Below are 14,734 nucleotides of genomic sequence, written 5' to 3'. Positions count from 1 at the left end.
TTCATTATAATCAAAGTTTACAACAAAAAAATAACGAAACTTAAAACAAATATTCAATTAAATCATTGCGCTTGAATTTTACACCAAGTGGTATTTTTGCTATACTTGCTCGACATTTTCAACAAAAGGAAATTGTTTTGTATTTATTAAATAATACAACTATCATTTATTACATAACATCAAATTTAGCTTTTTTATTATTCTCTTCTTTAATTGTGATTAGATTTTTACTCATCTTGTTTTGTTGTTTTATCTATTATTGATATGAAATATAACAGTTCATTTTTATACTTAAACATTTAATGAATATTTTATTAAATGACGTTTTTAACAGTATTTATAAAGGTTATACATCATGAAAAAAAGTAAAAAAACTCGCAATAGGCCACTCAATATTAATGATATTACTATTATCGATGATAGTAAGCTCAAAAAGGCGATCACAGCAGCGGCTTTGGGTAACGCGATGGAGTGGTTTGATTTTGGGGTATATGGCTTTCTCGCTTATGTTTTAGGCCAAGTATTCTTCCCTAGCGTATCACCAAGTGTACAAATGGTTGCTGCATTGGCTACCTTTTCGGTTCCCTTTCTAATAAGGCCTTTAGGTGGCTTAGTTTTTGGCATGTTAGGTGATAAATTTGGTCGGCAAAAAGTACTTTCTATAACGATAGTGATTATGGCATTAAGTACATTTTGTATTGGTTTAATTCCTTCCTATGCAACAATTGGTATTTGGGCGCCAATTCTATTATTACTTGCAAAACTCGCTCAGGGCTTTTCAGTTGGTGGGGAGTACTCAGGCGCAGCTATTTTTGTTGCTGAATATTCGCCCGATCGCAAGCGGGGTTTTATGGGCAGCTGGTTAGATTTTGGTTCTATTGCCGGTTTCTTGTTAGGTGCGGGCTTAGTTGTACTACTTTCTAGCCTATTAGGGGATGAGATATTTCATAATTGGGGATGGCGTATTCCGTTTTTCTTGGCATTACCTCTTGGATTTATTGGTTTATACTTACGTCATGCATTAGAAGAGACGCCTGCATTTCAGCAACACGTCGATAATTTGGCGAAAAATCAGCCAGAAAATAGTGCCGAACAACAATCCAGTGTCTCACTTAAAGAAATTTTTAATAAATATTGGAAAAGCTTATCGATTTGTGTTGGGTTAGTTATTGTAACCAATGTAACTTATTACATGCTACTAACTTACATGCCAAGTTACTTATCACACAACCTTCATTATAGTACTGATCATGGTGTATTAATCATTATTGCCATTATGGTTGGGATGTTATTTGTGCAGCCAGTAATTGGGCTGTTAAGTGATAAAATAGGCCGTAAACCATTTATTGTTGGTGGAAGTATTTGTCTCTTTATTTTTGCTTATCCTGCATTTTTAATGATTACTAGCGATATCATTGCACTAATTTTTATCGGTTTATTAATTCTTGCTGTGATATTAAACTGCTTTATTGGTGTAATGGCATCAATATTACCCGCTATTTTCCCAACTAACGTGCGTTATAGTGCACTTGCAATATCATTTAATATTTCAGTTCTAATTGCGGGGATAACGCCAACTGCCGTCGCTTGGTTAGTTGAAGAAAGCGGTAATTTATATATGCCTGCATTTTACTTAATGGTGGTTGCTGTTATTGGTATTGTAACGGGCTTAAAAATGAAAGAGACCGCCAATAAACCCCTTCGTGGCGCAACGCCTGCGGCATCTGATCGCTCAGAAGCCAAAGAAATCTTATCTGAACATTTTGATAATATCGAGCAAAAAGTTGACGATATTGAACAACAAATTGATGATCTACAAAAGCAACGTCAAAATCTGATTGATCAACATCCAAAATTGGATTAAACCACGAAACGAAACGGCCTTAAATGGCCGTTTTATTACTTATCTATAAATTTAATGCTTAAAGTGATCAAAAAGATTATTTTGATTTTTTCTTAAGCTCACTAATATACGCAAAAAATGGCAGACTCTCATTAAGTGAGTCGATTAACATTTCAGTTATACGGCAAATATCGATATTATCTATGTGTTGAATTTGGTTGTTAAGTGATTGAATTATCGCTAAATTCCCCTTTGGTTTTAACGATAAAACATACAAAATAGTTTTAATTTGAATAAAGCAATCAAGATCAAGTTTTGGCTGTTCAAGTTTAGCGTGTAGCATGGTGATAGCATAACCGACATTTAGCGTTGATAACAGGCCATTTGGCGCAGTATCACCTAATTTCCCTGCGCGGCTTAAATGAAGCATTAAACGTAACAGTTGCCGAGTTGATTGCTCATACCAATTTTTATTAACCGCATCTTGGGCGGCAATAATTCGGTCAAGATCGCGCTGAATTGATAAAATCGCATGAAGCGCTTGTACATCAGGTTTTCGTGGTAGCAAAATAAACATACCACAAATAATGCCTGCGCATAAAACATAAATAATATCGGTACTTAATACTGAAAATGTATTAGCAGCAGGCATACCAATGTGACCTGCAAACAAAAATGCCATATTGGCATCAATTGCCGGGATAGCTGTTTTTGGATGAGCTCGGCAAATTCCCGCGATTATTAAAAAAGGAATTAAGGTTGTTAGTAGCCAAAACGGATCGGGAATGTAGGGCTGAACAACAAAGCGATAAATCATCGCCACAATAACGCCGCTTGAAACACCAATAAATAACTTGGGCGCATTATTTTGTGGTAATGGAAAAGAGCCAAAAACAATTGCAAAAATACTAATGCCAGATGCAACTTGTTCCGACAGATTTAGCTGACTTAAATAGCAAGATAAACTAACTATGAAAACAATAAAGCAGGTAATTAATGCAATATTGATAGCCATATGCCAATCACGATGAGGTAACAAAAGGGTAGATGAATAGTTTTTAGCAATAAAGCTTTTATTTTGTTCTATATTGTTGAGTAATGCATCTTCCGCCGCTAGTAACTGCTGCACCGTATAAAGTAATCTTTTAATCTCAGGTTTTAGACCTAAGTCATCAATTTGCCATTTAATAAAAAAGTCACTATCTTCAATATTAAAGGGTTGTTGCTTACTAATTTGTTTTGACAGTTGCAACAAGTCATCACTAAATTCACTCGGTAATACATTACCACGCTGATTGCGGGCTAATATTGCTCGGCTTGCTGCCATCACATCTAAAGATGCGGCAATAATTGCATCAATATAACGTAATTTACGATTTTTATTAATAGAGCCGGCCGCTGCAACTGCCGAATTATCATTAATATCATTAATATTTGCTAATATTGTTTGTTCAATATCTTGGCACTCTTCTTTATTATTTGATGTTATCACTTGGTTTGAATAAAAAATCACATCACTGGTTAATAAATGAATTTTTTGATAAAAAGAGCGAATTGGAAACTGCGGCGTAAATAATGCTAAAAGAATCGTCACAACGATGCAGCCAATAAAAGTACATACTACGCGTGAAACGGCTAAATGGATCGCATCATGTGGTGACATTATCGATGGAATAACCACAATGGCAGCAGTTAGGCCTGCGGTAAAAAAACCGTAGGCAATCGTGCCTCTAAATATATGCGTACAAGTTGTTGTAACGCCAATAATTAGGGTAAAGAAAATCAATTGAAGAATGGGCGGAAATGGGATGAGTAAAATACAAAAACCAATTGCCGCACCAACAAAAGTACCTAAAAAACGGTAAATCGCCCGTTCGAATAATAGCCCGCGTGTGGGCTGAAAAATAACCCAAGCGGGCATTGCTGCCCAATATGGGTTTGGCATATCAACCATCACGGCAATAAAAAAAGCAAACCAAGATGAAAAAGCTAAACATAAACCGTAATAAAGAACAGGGCGAGTAAGAAATGGCTTAAAAGTTAAATGACGAAGAAGCATAATTTGTTAGTTGATATAATTAAATAATATAAATCAAAGTGATTGGCGCGTAATATACTCCTATTTATGCTATCAATGAAGAGGTTTACACTATAATTACGATTTTAACGCAGTTGGCTATCTTTACTGCCACGTCGATTATAAAGCGTAAGCGTTTTTTGTTGTTTATCTAATTCATTTTGGCATTGAATACAATGCAAAACACCGGGCATTGCTTTTTTTCTTGCGTCCGAAATCGCATCACCACATTCCTGACAAAAATCTGCACTTGGTGTATTTTGATTTAGTTGACGCCTAACATTATTAATTGCATCTAAAATTGAACTCTCAATTTGTTCATTAACTGCATCATCAGATGCCCAACCACTTGCCATAGTAAGCCCCCTTTAAGTGTCATGCTTTAAACTATATAGGGATAATTTAATAATTTTCAATAGCTAACGAAATGATTTTATTGCAATTAAAATAGCTGATAGTATATAAACAAAATAAGTATAATCACTAATTAATATTGATGGATATGGCAAAATGAATCAAACTGAAAAAGCAACATTTGCCGGAGGCTGTTTTTGGTGCATGATAAAACCATTTGATAGCTATGATGGCGTGCTTAGCGTTATATCAGGTTATACGGGGGGCCAGGTCAAAAATCCCACCTACGAGCAAGTTTGTGCGGGTAATACCGGTCATACTGAAGCGGTCGAAATCACTTTTGAGCCAAGTAAAATCAGTTATAATCAGCTATTAGATATCTTTTGGCAGCAAATTGATCCAACCGATGGCAAAGGGCAATTCGCCGATCGCGGTGATAGCTATCGACCCGCTATTTTTTATCATAATCATGCGCAGCAGCAGCAAGCGATTGCCTCGAAAGATTTATTACAGCAAAGTGGTAAATTTGCTCAGCCAATTGAGGTAGCCATCGAAAAAGCAGTCGAATTTTATCCTGCCGAGCAATATCATCAACAGTTCTATCAAAAACAACCCGAACACTATAATCGCTATTATCAGTTATCGGGGCGTGCAAATTTTATCGCAAAAAATTGGAACAATAACAAGTCGTAACATAAGGTCAAAGACAATGAAAAATTACCCTCAATATTCAACTAAACAAAAATGGATCCACTGGTTAACTGCAATTTTGGTTTTTCTAGTTATTTTATTGCCCTTATTAAAAGAGCATTTAGCATATTATTTAGGTGGAATGGGTAATTTATTTACACTGCATAAATCAATTGGCGTTATTATTTTTTTTCTAACTTTATGGCGAATTATTGTCATAATCAAACAAGGCTTACCTAAAGTATTACCTAAAGAGGAAAAGTTCCAGCGTATATTGTCAAAGTCGGTTCAAGGCATTATGTACCTATTATTATTAATATTACCGTTATCTGGATATTTAATGAGTGGGCGCAGTATGAATTTTTTAGGCTTGATTCAAATCCCATCAATCAATCTACCTAACCATGTGCATGGTTTTTTCCACTCCGTTCATATTGTAACGGCTTATTTATTAATTGCTTTATTATGCCTGCATATCTTTGGCGCTATCTACCATCATTTTTGGGTTAAAGACAATGTGCTAAAATCGATGTTACCAAGTCGATGGTTTAATTAAGTTTAGTTTTATAACCTGATTTGTCGTAATGCATTATTTACGTTATGATCAGGTTAATTATCCTCTTTAAATCAATTAACAATGTCTTCATTACGATTATTACTTTCTAGCTCGTATGATCCTTGGTTCAACTTAGCGGTTGAAGAAACCCTATTTAAGCATATGCCGGCGAACCAAAAAGTATTATTTTTGTGGCGCAATGATAATACTGTGGTTATTGGCCGCGCACAAAACCCCTGGCGTGAATGTAATACAGGCAAAATGCATGATGATGGTATTAAACTTGCAAGGCGCAGTAGCGGCGGTGGGGCGGTATTTCATGATCTCGGCAATACCTGTTTTACTTTTATGGCGGGTAAGGCTGATTATAATAAAGCAATTTCAACGCAAATTATTATTGATGCAATAAACTCATTTGGTCTAAACATTGTCGCTTCTGGCCGCAATGATCTGGTACTTAAAACGTTAGAGGGTGATAAAAAAATATCTGGCTCAGCGTATAGGGAAACTTTAGATCGCGGTTTTCACCATGGTACAATCTTACTTAATGCAAACCTAGCTCGGCTTAATGATTATTTAAATCCTGATCCTAAAAAATTGCAGGCCAAAGGTATTACTTCGGTGCGCTCTCGGGTTACTAATTTAATTGAGTTTATACCATCAATTGATCACGAAAAAGTATGCCGTGTTATTAGTGAACTTTTTTTTAAGTATTATGGTGAAACGGCGATCGCTGAAATTATCTCGCCAGATAAATTACCTAATTTACCTAATTTTAAGCAAGTGTTTGCTAAGCAGTCAAGTTGGGAGTGGAATTTTGGACATGCGCCGTCATTTAGCCATACTGTAGAGGAGCGCTTTAAATGGGGAAATATCGAGTTTCATTTTGATATTGAGCAAGGCTACATTAGCCGTTGTCAAATTTTTACCGATAGTTTAAACCCAATACCCATTCAAAAATTAGCGGCGCTCGTACAACAAAATAGTTACACTGTAACTACAGTTAATGAGGCGATAGCACAGGTTATAAACTTACATCCTGAATTTGCTGTTGAACTTACTGAGATGTCGGATTGGCTAATATCTGCAATACGCTAGTTTCGTTATTTTTTTGTTGTAATGCCTTATTTTAGTGAAAATTACGATTTATTAATTAGGAGCCTTTGATGAGTGATAAACTTAAAAATAGAGATATAACAACATTAACGCCCTTACAATATTATGTAACGCAGCAAAATGGCACCGAGCTACCTTTTGATAATGAATATTACAACAATGAGTGCGAAGGGCTATATGTTGATATTGTATCAGGTGAACCGTTATTTAGCTCGCGTGATAAATTTGACTCAGGGTGTGGTTGGCCAAGTTTTAGTCAGCCAATTAATATGACCAATATTTTGCAAAAGCAAGATAATAGCCATGGTATGATGCGAACTGAAGTGCGCTCAGTAAAGGCAGACTCGCACCTTGGACATGTGTTTAATGATGGTCCTAAGGCGCTTGGTGGTTTACGATATTGTATCAATTCTGCGGCATTACGCTTTATTGCCAAAGACGACCTCAAGCAGGCAGGTTATGGCGAATATTTAGCCTTATTTGCAAACGACAAGGTTTGATAACACAATTTAACAACAAAGTCTCAAAGGGGAATATATGGCAACGCATCTTGTTTGGTTTCGTAATGATTTAAGAGTAACTGACAACTCCGCACTTTATCATGCTTGCCAAGAACCCAACGCAAAAGTGATTGCTATTTACATTGCAACGCCAACGCAGTGGCAAACGCACCACATGTCAGCACGTCAAGCATGGTTTATTTTTCAGCATTTACAACAGTTACAACAAAATTTAGCCGAACTTAATATTGAGCTTATCTATCAAGAGGTCGATACCTTTGATGACTCAATTGCCATAATCGAAACAGTTTGTCAGCAGCGTGCGGTTACCGATTTATTTTATAATAAACAGTACCAATGGCATGAACGTCAGCGGGATAATGCTTTACTTGGGCAGCCAGCGATGGCCAATGTTAACTGCCATGCTTTTGATGATTCGGTCTTTTTTGCACCAGGTCGCATTACCACTGATGCGGGAAAAATGTATCAAATTTATACGCCATTTCGTAATAAATTTTATGAACACTTACAAAATAACGTGATCAAGGTAAATCGCAAGCCAGCAAAAAGGCAGCAGGAACTATTGGTCGAACTAACCGCGCTCAAACCATTTAGCTACCCAATGCAAACAAGTCAATATGCCCCTATTGGCGAGCAACAAGCGATTATGCGCCTTCAGCAATTTTGCCGTGAAGAGGTTGATTTATATCTTAATTTACGTGATTTTCCGCGTTTATCTGCAACGAGCGAGCTTTCTGCCTATTTAGCAATTGGCGTTCTTTCGGTAAGGCAATGCTTGGCGAGGTTACAGCTTGAACGCCCTGAATTTACGCAGTCGAAATCAAGTGGTGCCTTTGGCTGGTTTAACCAACTTATTTGGCGTGAATTTTACCTACACTTACTGTTTATTTATCCAAAACTATCAAAAAACCAGCCATTTATTGATTGGACCAAGCGAGTACAATGGCGCCGAAATGAGCAAGACTTTGTGGCATGGCAAACAGGGCAAACGGGTTACCCCATTGTTGATGCAGCAATGCGCCAGCTCAATCAAACCGGATGGATGCATAATCGGTTAAGAATGATCACCGCAAGCTTTTTAGTTAAAGATCTATTAATCGATTGGCGCCGTGGTGAAGACTATTTTATGTCACAACTTATTGATGGCGACTTAGCACTTAATAACGGTGGCTGGCAATGGGCCGCCTCAACGGGGAATGACGCTGCGCCTTATTTTCGAATTTTTAATCCCACTACGCAAAGTAAGCGCTTTGATATCGATGGCCAGTTTATTCTTAAGTATTTGCCTGAACTTGCGCAGGTTCCAATAGACGCGATACATGAACCACATAAATGGGCTCAAAAAAATAAGATCACGCTCAATTATCCAGAGCCGATAGTTGAACATGCGAGCGCCAGATTATACACACTAGCCGCATATAATGCCGCTAAATAGCGGTAATTTGAGTTAATTAGATAACTGATCGCTTTTGTTGTTTAGTTATAATTCGGCTTTAGTGGAACTAAATATTTAGTAATGGTAGAATTAACAAACCTCAAAATACGTATTAAGACTGTTCTATCAGTTTATTTTATATTGTATTTTGTATATAGTAAGGCACTTTTTTAAGAAACTCATTGAGATAGATAATTATGATTATTAAACCCAAAATTCGTGGTTTTATTTGTACCACCACTCATCCAGTCGGCTGCGCAGAGAATGTGAATCAACAAATCGCGTATGTTAAATCTAAAGGTAAACTAACTAATGGCCCTAAAAAAGTTTTAGTTATTGGCGCTTCAACTGGATATGGACTTGCGTCACGTATTACTGCGGCTTTTGGTTCTGACGCGGCAACAATTGGTGTTTTCTTTGAGAAACCAAGTTCAGAAAATAAAACTGGCACCGCTGGTTGGTATAATTCAGCTGCATTTGATAAAGCGGCTAAAGCAGCAGGTTTATACGCTAAAAGCGTTAATGGCGATGCGTTTTCAAATCAATGCCGCCAAGTTGTTATCGATTTAATTAAAAAAGATTTAGGCCAAATTGACTTAGTTGTTTACTCTTTAGCATCACCGGTTCGCAAAATGCCAGATTCTGGCGAGCTTGTCCGTTCAACATTAAAACCAATTGGTCAACCTTATAAATCAGTTGCACTTGATACGAATAAAGATGTGTTAATTGAAGCAACGGTTGAGCCAGCGAACGAGCAAGAAATTGACGATACCATCAAAGTGATGGGCGGGCAAGATTGGGAACTATGGATGGACGCGCTATCACAAGCGGGAGTACTTGCCGATAACGCGCAAGCGGTTGCTTATTCTTACATTGGTACCGAGCTTACTTGGCCAATTTACTGGCACGGCACTTTAGGTAAAGCGAAAGAAGATTTAGATCGTGCAGCGCACGCCATCGATAAAAAATTATCAGCAAAAGATGGTCATGCTTATGTTGCGGTACTTAAATCAGTTGTTACCCAGGCTTCATCTGCAATTCCTGTTATGCCTTTATACATTGCCATGTCATTTAAAGTGATGAAAGAGCAAGGTATTCATGAAGGCTGCATCGAACAAATTCAGCGTATGTTTGCCTCTAAACTCTATGCAAATGCGTTACCTGATACCGATGATAAACACCGCCTAAGACTTGATGACTGGGAACTTCGCCCTGAAGTACAAGATGCTTGTCAGCAAATTTGGGCTAAAGTAACTGATGATACTATCTATCAAGTAACGGATTATCAAGGTTATAAAGATGAATTTTTACGTCTATTTGGTTTTGGTTTAACTGGTGTTGACTATGATGCTGACGTTAACCCTGATGTGCAATTTGATGTGATCACATTAAATTAATGTCAATTTAATCTTATTGATATCGATAAAAAAGGTGTTATAAAATTAACACCTTTTTTTATTTCTGCTTTTTAAACAAGGTATTTTAAGATGATAGTAAAAGCGTTAACGCTATCAACCACATAATAATGCCAATGATCACATCTAATACTTTCCACGAAATAGGATTGGTAAATAGAGGCAAAAGCATTCTAGCGCCATAACCTAATGAAAAAAAGAAAATCCAAGATGCCAAAATCGTGCCACAGGCAAATTGATAGGTTGCATCACTAAATTGCAACGAGACTGAACCAATCAACAATACGGTATCTAAATAAACGTGCGGATTTAACCAAGTAAAGGCTAAACAAACACCGATCACTTTGAAAAAACTCCCTTTTTCAAGGTCGCTAGGTTTTAACGATCCCTGTTTTTTTATGGCAGTATAAAAACTCCGTAAACCATAACAAAAAAGAAAAATAGCGCCAAAATATTTAGCGATAGTGACAACGATTGGATACTGGGTAATAAAATGTGAAAACCCCATAATACTCAAATAAATTAAGATAGAATCAGACAGTGCACACACTAAGCAAACTGAAAACACAAAGTTTTTTTTCAAACCCTGTTTAAGCACAAACGCGTTTTGGGCACCAATTGCCATAATAAGCGAAAAACCGGTGCCCATCCCATACCAAAAAGCTAACATAATTTATGGATCCTAATAATTGTTTTAAATTGTAAGTAAATAATATTTAAGTTTACTACACAAAATTTTTATATGAAGAAATCAGATGTGGCAATCAATTCTATTTTTTGCATCAATAAAAAGCATGAATAAGGTCATATTTGCTTCTAATTTTAGCATAAGCAAGATACACAATTAGCGTCAATTTTGGAAGCTATTTTTCATGCAAAAAAGCAGTCAAAATGAACACGAGTTACGATGAAATAAACGTTCGCTTTATCTATGATATATCACTTTTTATTTTTTATATCATGACTATTTAATGTATTAATAGATAAAAACGAATATTTTATAAATCAATCAAGATACGTTAAACCGTGGTTAGCGGGTGATTGTTTCATTAGTTTATATCCAGCAAATCGGTTATCATTACCGCGTAAATTAGTGACTAAATCATCAATAATAAAGGAATAAAAATGAGAATGAACAAAGTATGGTTAACCGGGTTTGCTAGCTTTTTATTAACAACTGGGCTATTTTGCTCCGTCGTTCAAGCCGATGTACAGCCGGTTGGCAATAATAGTCTTTATGGTAGAGCTATGCTTGGCGCTATACCGCCTAAACAGCAACATAAGCAAGTCGATGGTTATTATCGAATGATGTTGGGCGATTATGAAGTTACTGCACTTTATGATGGTTATACTAAAATTGATAATAACCAACTAATTGACATTAGTGCTGATGATGCAAGTCAGTTATTACAAAAGATGTTTATTAATGGTGAACAGGGCGTACAAACCGCTGTGAATGCTTTTTTAATTCATACCAATGACAATTTAATTTTGATTGATACAGGCGCTGCAAATTGTTTTGGTGATACACTTGGCCAGATCAACGGTAATTTATCTTTGGCAGGTTATGCCCCCGAACACGTTGATAGCATTTTGTTAACTCACTTACATCCTGATCATGCTTGTGGCTTGGTTCAAAAAGGAAAAGCGCTATTTCCTAACGCGATTTTATATGTAGCAAAGGCTGAGGCTGACTTTTGGTTAAGCGATGACATTGCAAAGCAAATACCCGATGAAATGAAAGGCTTATTTAAAATGGCAAAAGACGCAATTGCTCCATATAAAGCAGCCGAAAGGTTTGTTACTTTTACTAATGAGTTACCACTAATTAATAACGTAAAGTTGGTACCGACACCGGGCCATACACCAGGTCATATGTCCTATCAAATCTCATCAGGTGGTGAAAGTCTATTAATTTTGGGTGATATTGTTCATAACTACGCAGTGCAATTTGCTAAGCCAGACGTTGCTATTGAATTTGACTCAGATCCTAAACAAGCCGTTATTAGTCGTAAAAATATATTGGATTTTGCCGCTATAAATAAATTATGGGTAGCAGGAGCCCATTTACCTTTTCCCGGTTTAGGGCATGTAAGCAAAAGTGATACAGGTTATCGATGGGTTCCTATTGAGTACCAACCAATTATTAAAAAATGATGTTTACTTACACATTAAAAATAAAGCGGCTCACAAGTCGCTTTATTTTTACTAGAATAATGATTAACTGCCCGATAAAAACAAATTCAGTAATCTAACAATATAAAAAAATCAATTATTTACTGAATTTTTTTAATTCGAGGCTTGGTATCGCGAGTTGCAAGCCAACATAAAATCGCTCCCAAACAAACCATTGCCGTGCCTTGCCAAAAAGAAAAAGAGAGCGAGGTCTTTAATAGTAACGCTGATATTGAGGCCGATAACACCGGAATAAAGTACGAGGCACCCGCAAGAACCGTGATATTGCCATATAATACGCCAAAGTTCCAAGCCGCATAACCAAAACCAATAGCACTTGCCGATAAAATCAGATAGATAATTCCGGCTGCATTAAATATCATGGTATTTTCACCTAATAATAAATACTTGATCCATAAAACGAGTGCAGTTAAAAAGAAAAATAAGGTGATGCCATTTTTACCTTTAGCGCATTTAATCGTCACCATACAGTAAGCCGCCCAAATAAACGCACCAATTAGCGCTAATGCATAGCTTAACGGATTATCGCTAATATTTTCTAACATCATCCATAAGTTGAGAGAGTGATCGCCATTAAGAACCCAAACAATGCCAATTAGCGGCAAAATTGCGCCTGGAATAATTAATAAATTCGTTTTTTGATTATTAAAAAAAACTGCTGCAAGAATGGTTAACGTTGGCCATAAATAATTAAGCATACTCACTTCAATAGCTTGCTGATCACTATTGGAAAGAGCAATTGACAATGAAAAGCACAGTTCATACAAAACAAATAATAAACTGCCCCAAATTAAATAACGACGAGGAAGCTCGCGCAGCTTGGTTGGGCCAATGATAAAAAATAATAAAATTGCCGCTAAGCTATAAATAAGAGCCAACCCACCAACCGCACCAAAGTTTTCGGTAACAATTTTAAGGGTGGCAACAATTGAACTCCATAACAAAATGGCGATAAAGCCAATTAAGGTTGCTTTGTTTCTACTGGTCACAAGGTTTATTTAATAAAAGAATTTGGCTAAATTATCGCGCTGTTCACGCCAAAAATAAAGGATAATCTATTTGCTGCTTGTCTTATTGTTGGTTTATTGTGATTAAAATGAAAAAACGAACCTTAGTGGTTAATTTAGATATTTTTTTATATTAAAAACATAGGTCACGATAGATTTTGAACGAGGTTTTGATTAGTGATCATCAACTGATTTTATATTTTTTGTTATATCAATTATGATACAATTGTTCTACTTCATTAGTGAATAAAAAACACTCAAAATTAAAAACGAATACAGGGATGTTATGAAGCAAAACATGATGATTGGTGGCCTTTTTGCCTTAATGGCAGCACTATTAAATGCGTGCATTGGCATCATTAGTCTACTATTAATTAACAGTGGATTATCATCTGAGGCGATAGCTTTCTTAAAAACGGTATTAGCGTATATACTTGTTACGCTTATCTTAATAAAAATACCAAATCACCAACAAAAAAACATTATTAGCACAACGACAAACAGTAAACGATTATTCATCAAAATGAGTATTTGTGCTTTTTTAGGTATTTTTATCTTATTCTTTTTCGAAACGATGGCATATTCATTCAGTTACAGCTCTCCCGCTAATGTTGTGGTTATTTTAATGTCCAGCGCTGCTGTTTCTGCTTTATTTGTTGGCTATTTGATCTTAAACGAAAAGCTTTTTGTGAGTACTATTTTGGGGGCCATGCTTGCTATTATTGGGGTTTCAATCATATCATGGCAAGGCACTATCAACGTACCGCTTTTATTAAATGCGAGTATTGCAGGCGTTGGTTACGGCCTATTTACTGTTCTTATTAAAAAATTCAAACTCAATGGTGGTATCTATTTGACTAAATATTTACTCCTATTTGGTTCATTTTATCTATTTTTGCCATTTATTATAAAATTTGATTTTGATATTGCCGGTAAGCTAAATTTGGACATTTTTATGGGGATCTTGTTTTTAGCTGTACTGCCAACTATCTGCGGGTTTTATTGTACAACAAAAGCATTAAAATATTTGAGTGCAGGCAATGTTCAAGTCACTGAACTGTCTGAACCGATTTTCTCTGCATTATTGACCGTGATATTTTTTGGCACAATGCCGAATAACGCATTTTATATTGGCGCATTATTTATTATTTTAGGACTTGTATTAATCAATCAGCTCTTTAAGAGACATGGTTAATAATAAATATTACTGAAATTTTGCGATCTGTTTCACTAATTTTTTTTTATAATTAGTAATTAATAACATAATTCTTTATCTTATTTTTATATTCTTATATCTATCAAGGTTAGTTATGTCACTTCGTTACCAGCAGTTTAAAAATATTCCATTATCGTCGATATTTTTTGATTCTTTGAGGAATGATTATATTGGGTTTGATGCTTGGTTAAATAAAAAATCAGAACAATGTGCCTTTGTTTCTTACGATAAATCATTAGATATTAATGGTTTTTTATATCTAAAAATTGAAAATGAAGCCATTGAGGATATATAGCCTAAATTCCCTC

14 protein-coding genes are annotated in these 14,734 nt (G+C 35.9%); 10 read left to right on the top strand and 4 right to left on the bottom strand.

Annotated elements, in window-relative coordinates:
• Positions 1-355 precede the first annotated feature (355 nt).
• Positions 356-1,864: a glycine betaine/L-proline transporter ProP gene (gene proP, locus RHO14_08105; GenBank protein WVD70317.1), complete on the top strand. Its 1,509-nt coding sequence runs from the start codon at positions 356-358 to the stop codon at positions 1,862-1,864.
• 76 nt (positions 1,865-1,940) lie between these two features.
• On the opposite strand, the gene RHO14_08100 is transcribed toward proP, so the two are convergent.
• The gene (locus tag RHO14_08100) at positions 1,941-3,902 is read right to left on the bottom strand and encodes an FUSC family protein (GenBank protein WVD70316.1); all 1,962 of its coding nucleotides are present in this window, start codon (positions 3,900-3,902) and stop codon (positions 1,941-1,943) included.
• 104 nt (positions 3,903-4,006) lie between these two features.
• On the bottom strand, positions 4,007-4,276 hold the full coding sequence (locus RHO14_08095) for a DksA/TraR family C4-type zinc finger protein (protein WVD70315.1): 270 nt from the start codon (positions 4,274-4,276) through the stop codon (positions 4,007-4,009).
• Positions 4,277-4,430: 154 nt separating this feature from the next.
• Between RHO14_08095 and msrA the strand changes: the two genes are divergently transcribed.
• From msrA to RHO14_08065, 6 genes are all read left to right on the top strand, one after another.
• A complete protein-coding gene (gene msrA / locus RHO14_08090; protein WVD70314.1) occupies positions 4,431-4,967 on the top strand; it encodes a peptide-methionine (S)-S-oxide reductase MsrA in 537 nt (178 codons plus the stop codon).
• Positions 4,968-4,983: 16 nt separating this feature from the next.
• Positions 4,984-5,520, top strand: coding sequence for a cytochrome b (locus RHO14_08085; protein WVD70313.1), 537 nt, complete (start codon positions 4,984-4,986; stop codon positions 5,518-5,520).
• An 81-nt stretch (positions 5,521-5,601) separates the two neighbouring features.
• Positions 5,602-6,618: a lipoate--protein ligase gene (locus RHO14_08080; protein ID WVD70312.1), complete on the top strand. Its 1,017-nt coding sequence runs from the start codon at positions 5,602-5,604 to the stop codon at positions 6,616-6,618.
• Positions 6,619-6,686: 68 nt separating this feature from the next.
• On the top strand, positions 6,687-7,136 hold the full coding sequence (gene msrB / locus RHO14_08075) for a peptide-methionine (R)-S-oxide reductase MsrB (GenBank protein WVD70311.1): 450 nt from the start codon (positions 6,687-6,689) through the stop codon (positions 7,134-7,136).
• A gap of 37 nt (positions 7,137-7,173) precedes the next feature.
• Complete coding sequence (phrB, locus tag RHO14_08070) at positions 7,174-8,592, top strand: deoxyribodipyrimidine photo-lyase (GenBank protein WVD70310.1); 1,419 nt, start codon at positions 7,174-7,176, stop codon at positions 8,590-8,592.
• A 197-nt stretch (positions 8,593-8,789) separates the two neighbouring features.
• Positions 8,790-9,989 (top strand): trans-2-enoyl-CoA reductase family protein, encoded by a 1,200-nt coding sequence (locus tag RHO14_08065; GenBank protein WVD70309.1) that lies wholly within the window; start codon positions 8,790-8,792, stop codon positions 9,987-9,989.
• Positions 9,990-10,074: 85 nt separating this feature from the next.
• On the opposite strand, the gene RHO14_08060 is transcribed toward RHO14_08065, so the two are convergent.
• Positions 10,075-10,677: a LysE/ArgO family amino acid transporter gene (locus tag RHO14_08060; GenBank protein ID WVD70308.1), complete on the bottom strand. Its 603-nt coding sequence runs from the start codon at positions 10,675-10,677 to the stop codon at positions 10,075-10,077.
• Between the two features lie 455 nt (positions 10,678-11,132).
• On the opposite strand from RHO14_08060, the gene RHO14_08055 reads away from it, so the two are divergent.
• Positions 11,133-12,164: an MBL fold metallo-hydrolase gene (locus RHO14_08055; protein ID WVD70307.1), complete on the top strand. Its 1,032-nt coding sequence runs from the start codon at positions 11,133-11,135 to the stop codon at positions 12,162-12,164.
• 119 nt (positions 12,165-12,283) lie between these two features.
• Here the strand turns inward: RHO14_08055 and yddG are convergent, their stop codons facing one another.
• Positions 12,284-13,192, bottom strand: a complete 909-nt coding sequence (gene yddG, locus RHO14_08050; GenBank protein ID WVD70306.1) for an aromatic amino acid DMT transporter YddG — start codon at positions 13,190-13,192, stop codon at positions 12,284-12,286.
• 304 nt (positions 13,193-13,496) lie between these two features.
• Between yddG and RHO14_08045 the strand changes: the two genes are divergently transcribed.
• Both RHO14_08045 and RHO14_08040 read left to right on the top strand, forming a co-directional pair.
• Positions 13,497-14,405 carry a DMT family transporter gene (locus RHO14_08045; GenBank protein ID WVD70305.1) on the top strand — a complete coding sequence of 303 codons (909 nt, stop codon included), beginning with the start codon at positions 13,497-13,499 and terminating at the stop codon, positions 14,403-14,405.
• 115 nt (positions 14,406-14,520) lie between these two features.
• The gene (locus tag RHO14_08040) at positions 14,521-14,721 is read left to right on the top strand and encodes a hypothetical protein (protein WVD70304.1); all 201 of its coding nucleotides are present in this window, start codon (positions 14,521-14,523) and stop codon (positions 14,719-14,721) included.
• The last annotated feature ends 13 nt before the right edge of the window (positions 14,722-14,734 follow it).

Source organism: Orbaceae bacterium lpD04 (assembly GCA_036251935.1).
Classification (GTDB): domain Bacteria; phylum Pseudomonadota; class Gammaproteobacteria; order Enterobacterales; family Orbaceae; genus Orbus; species Orbus wheelerorum.
This window is presented reverse-complemented; position numbering and strand designations above follow the sequence as displayed.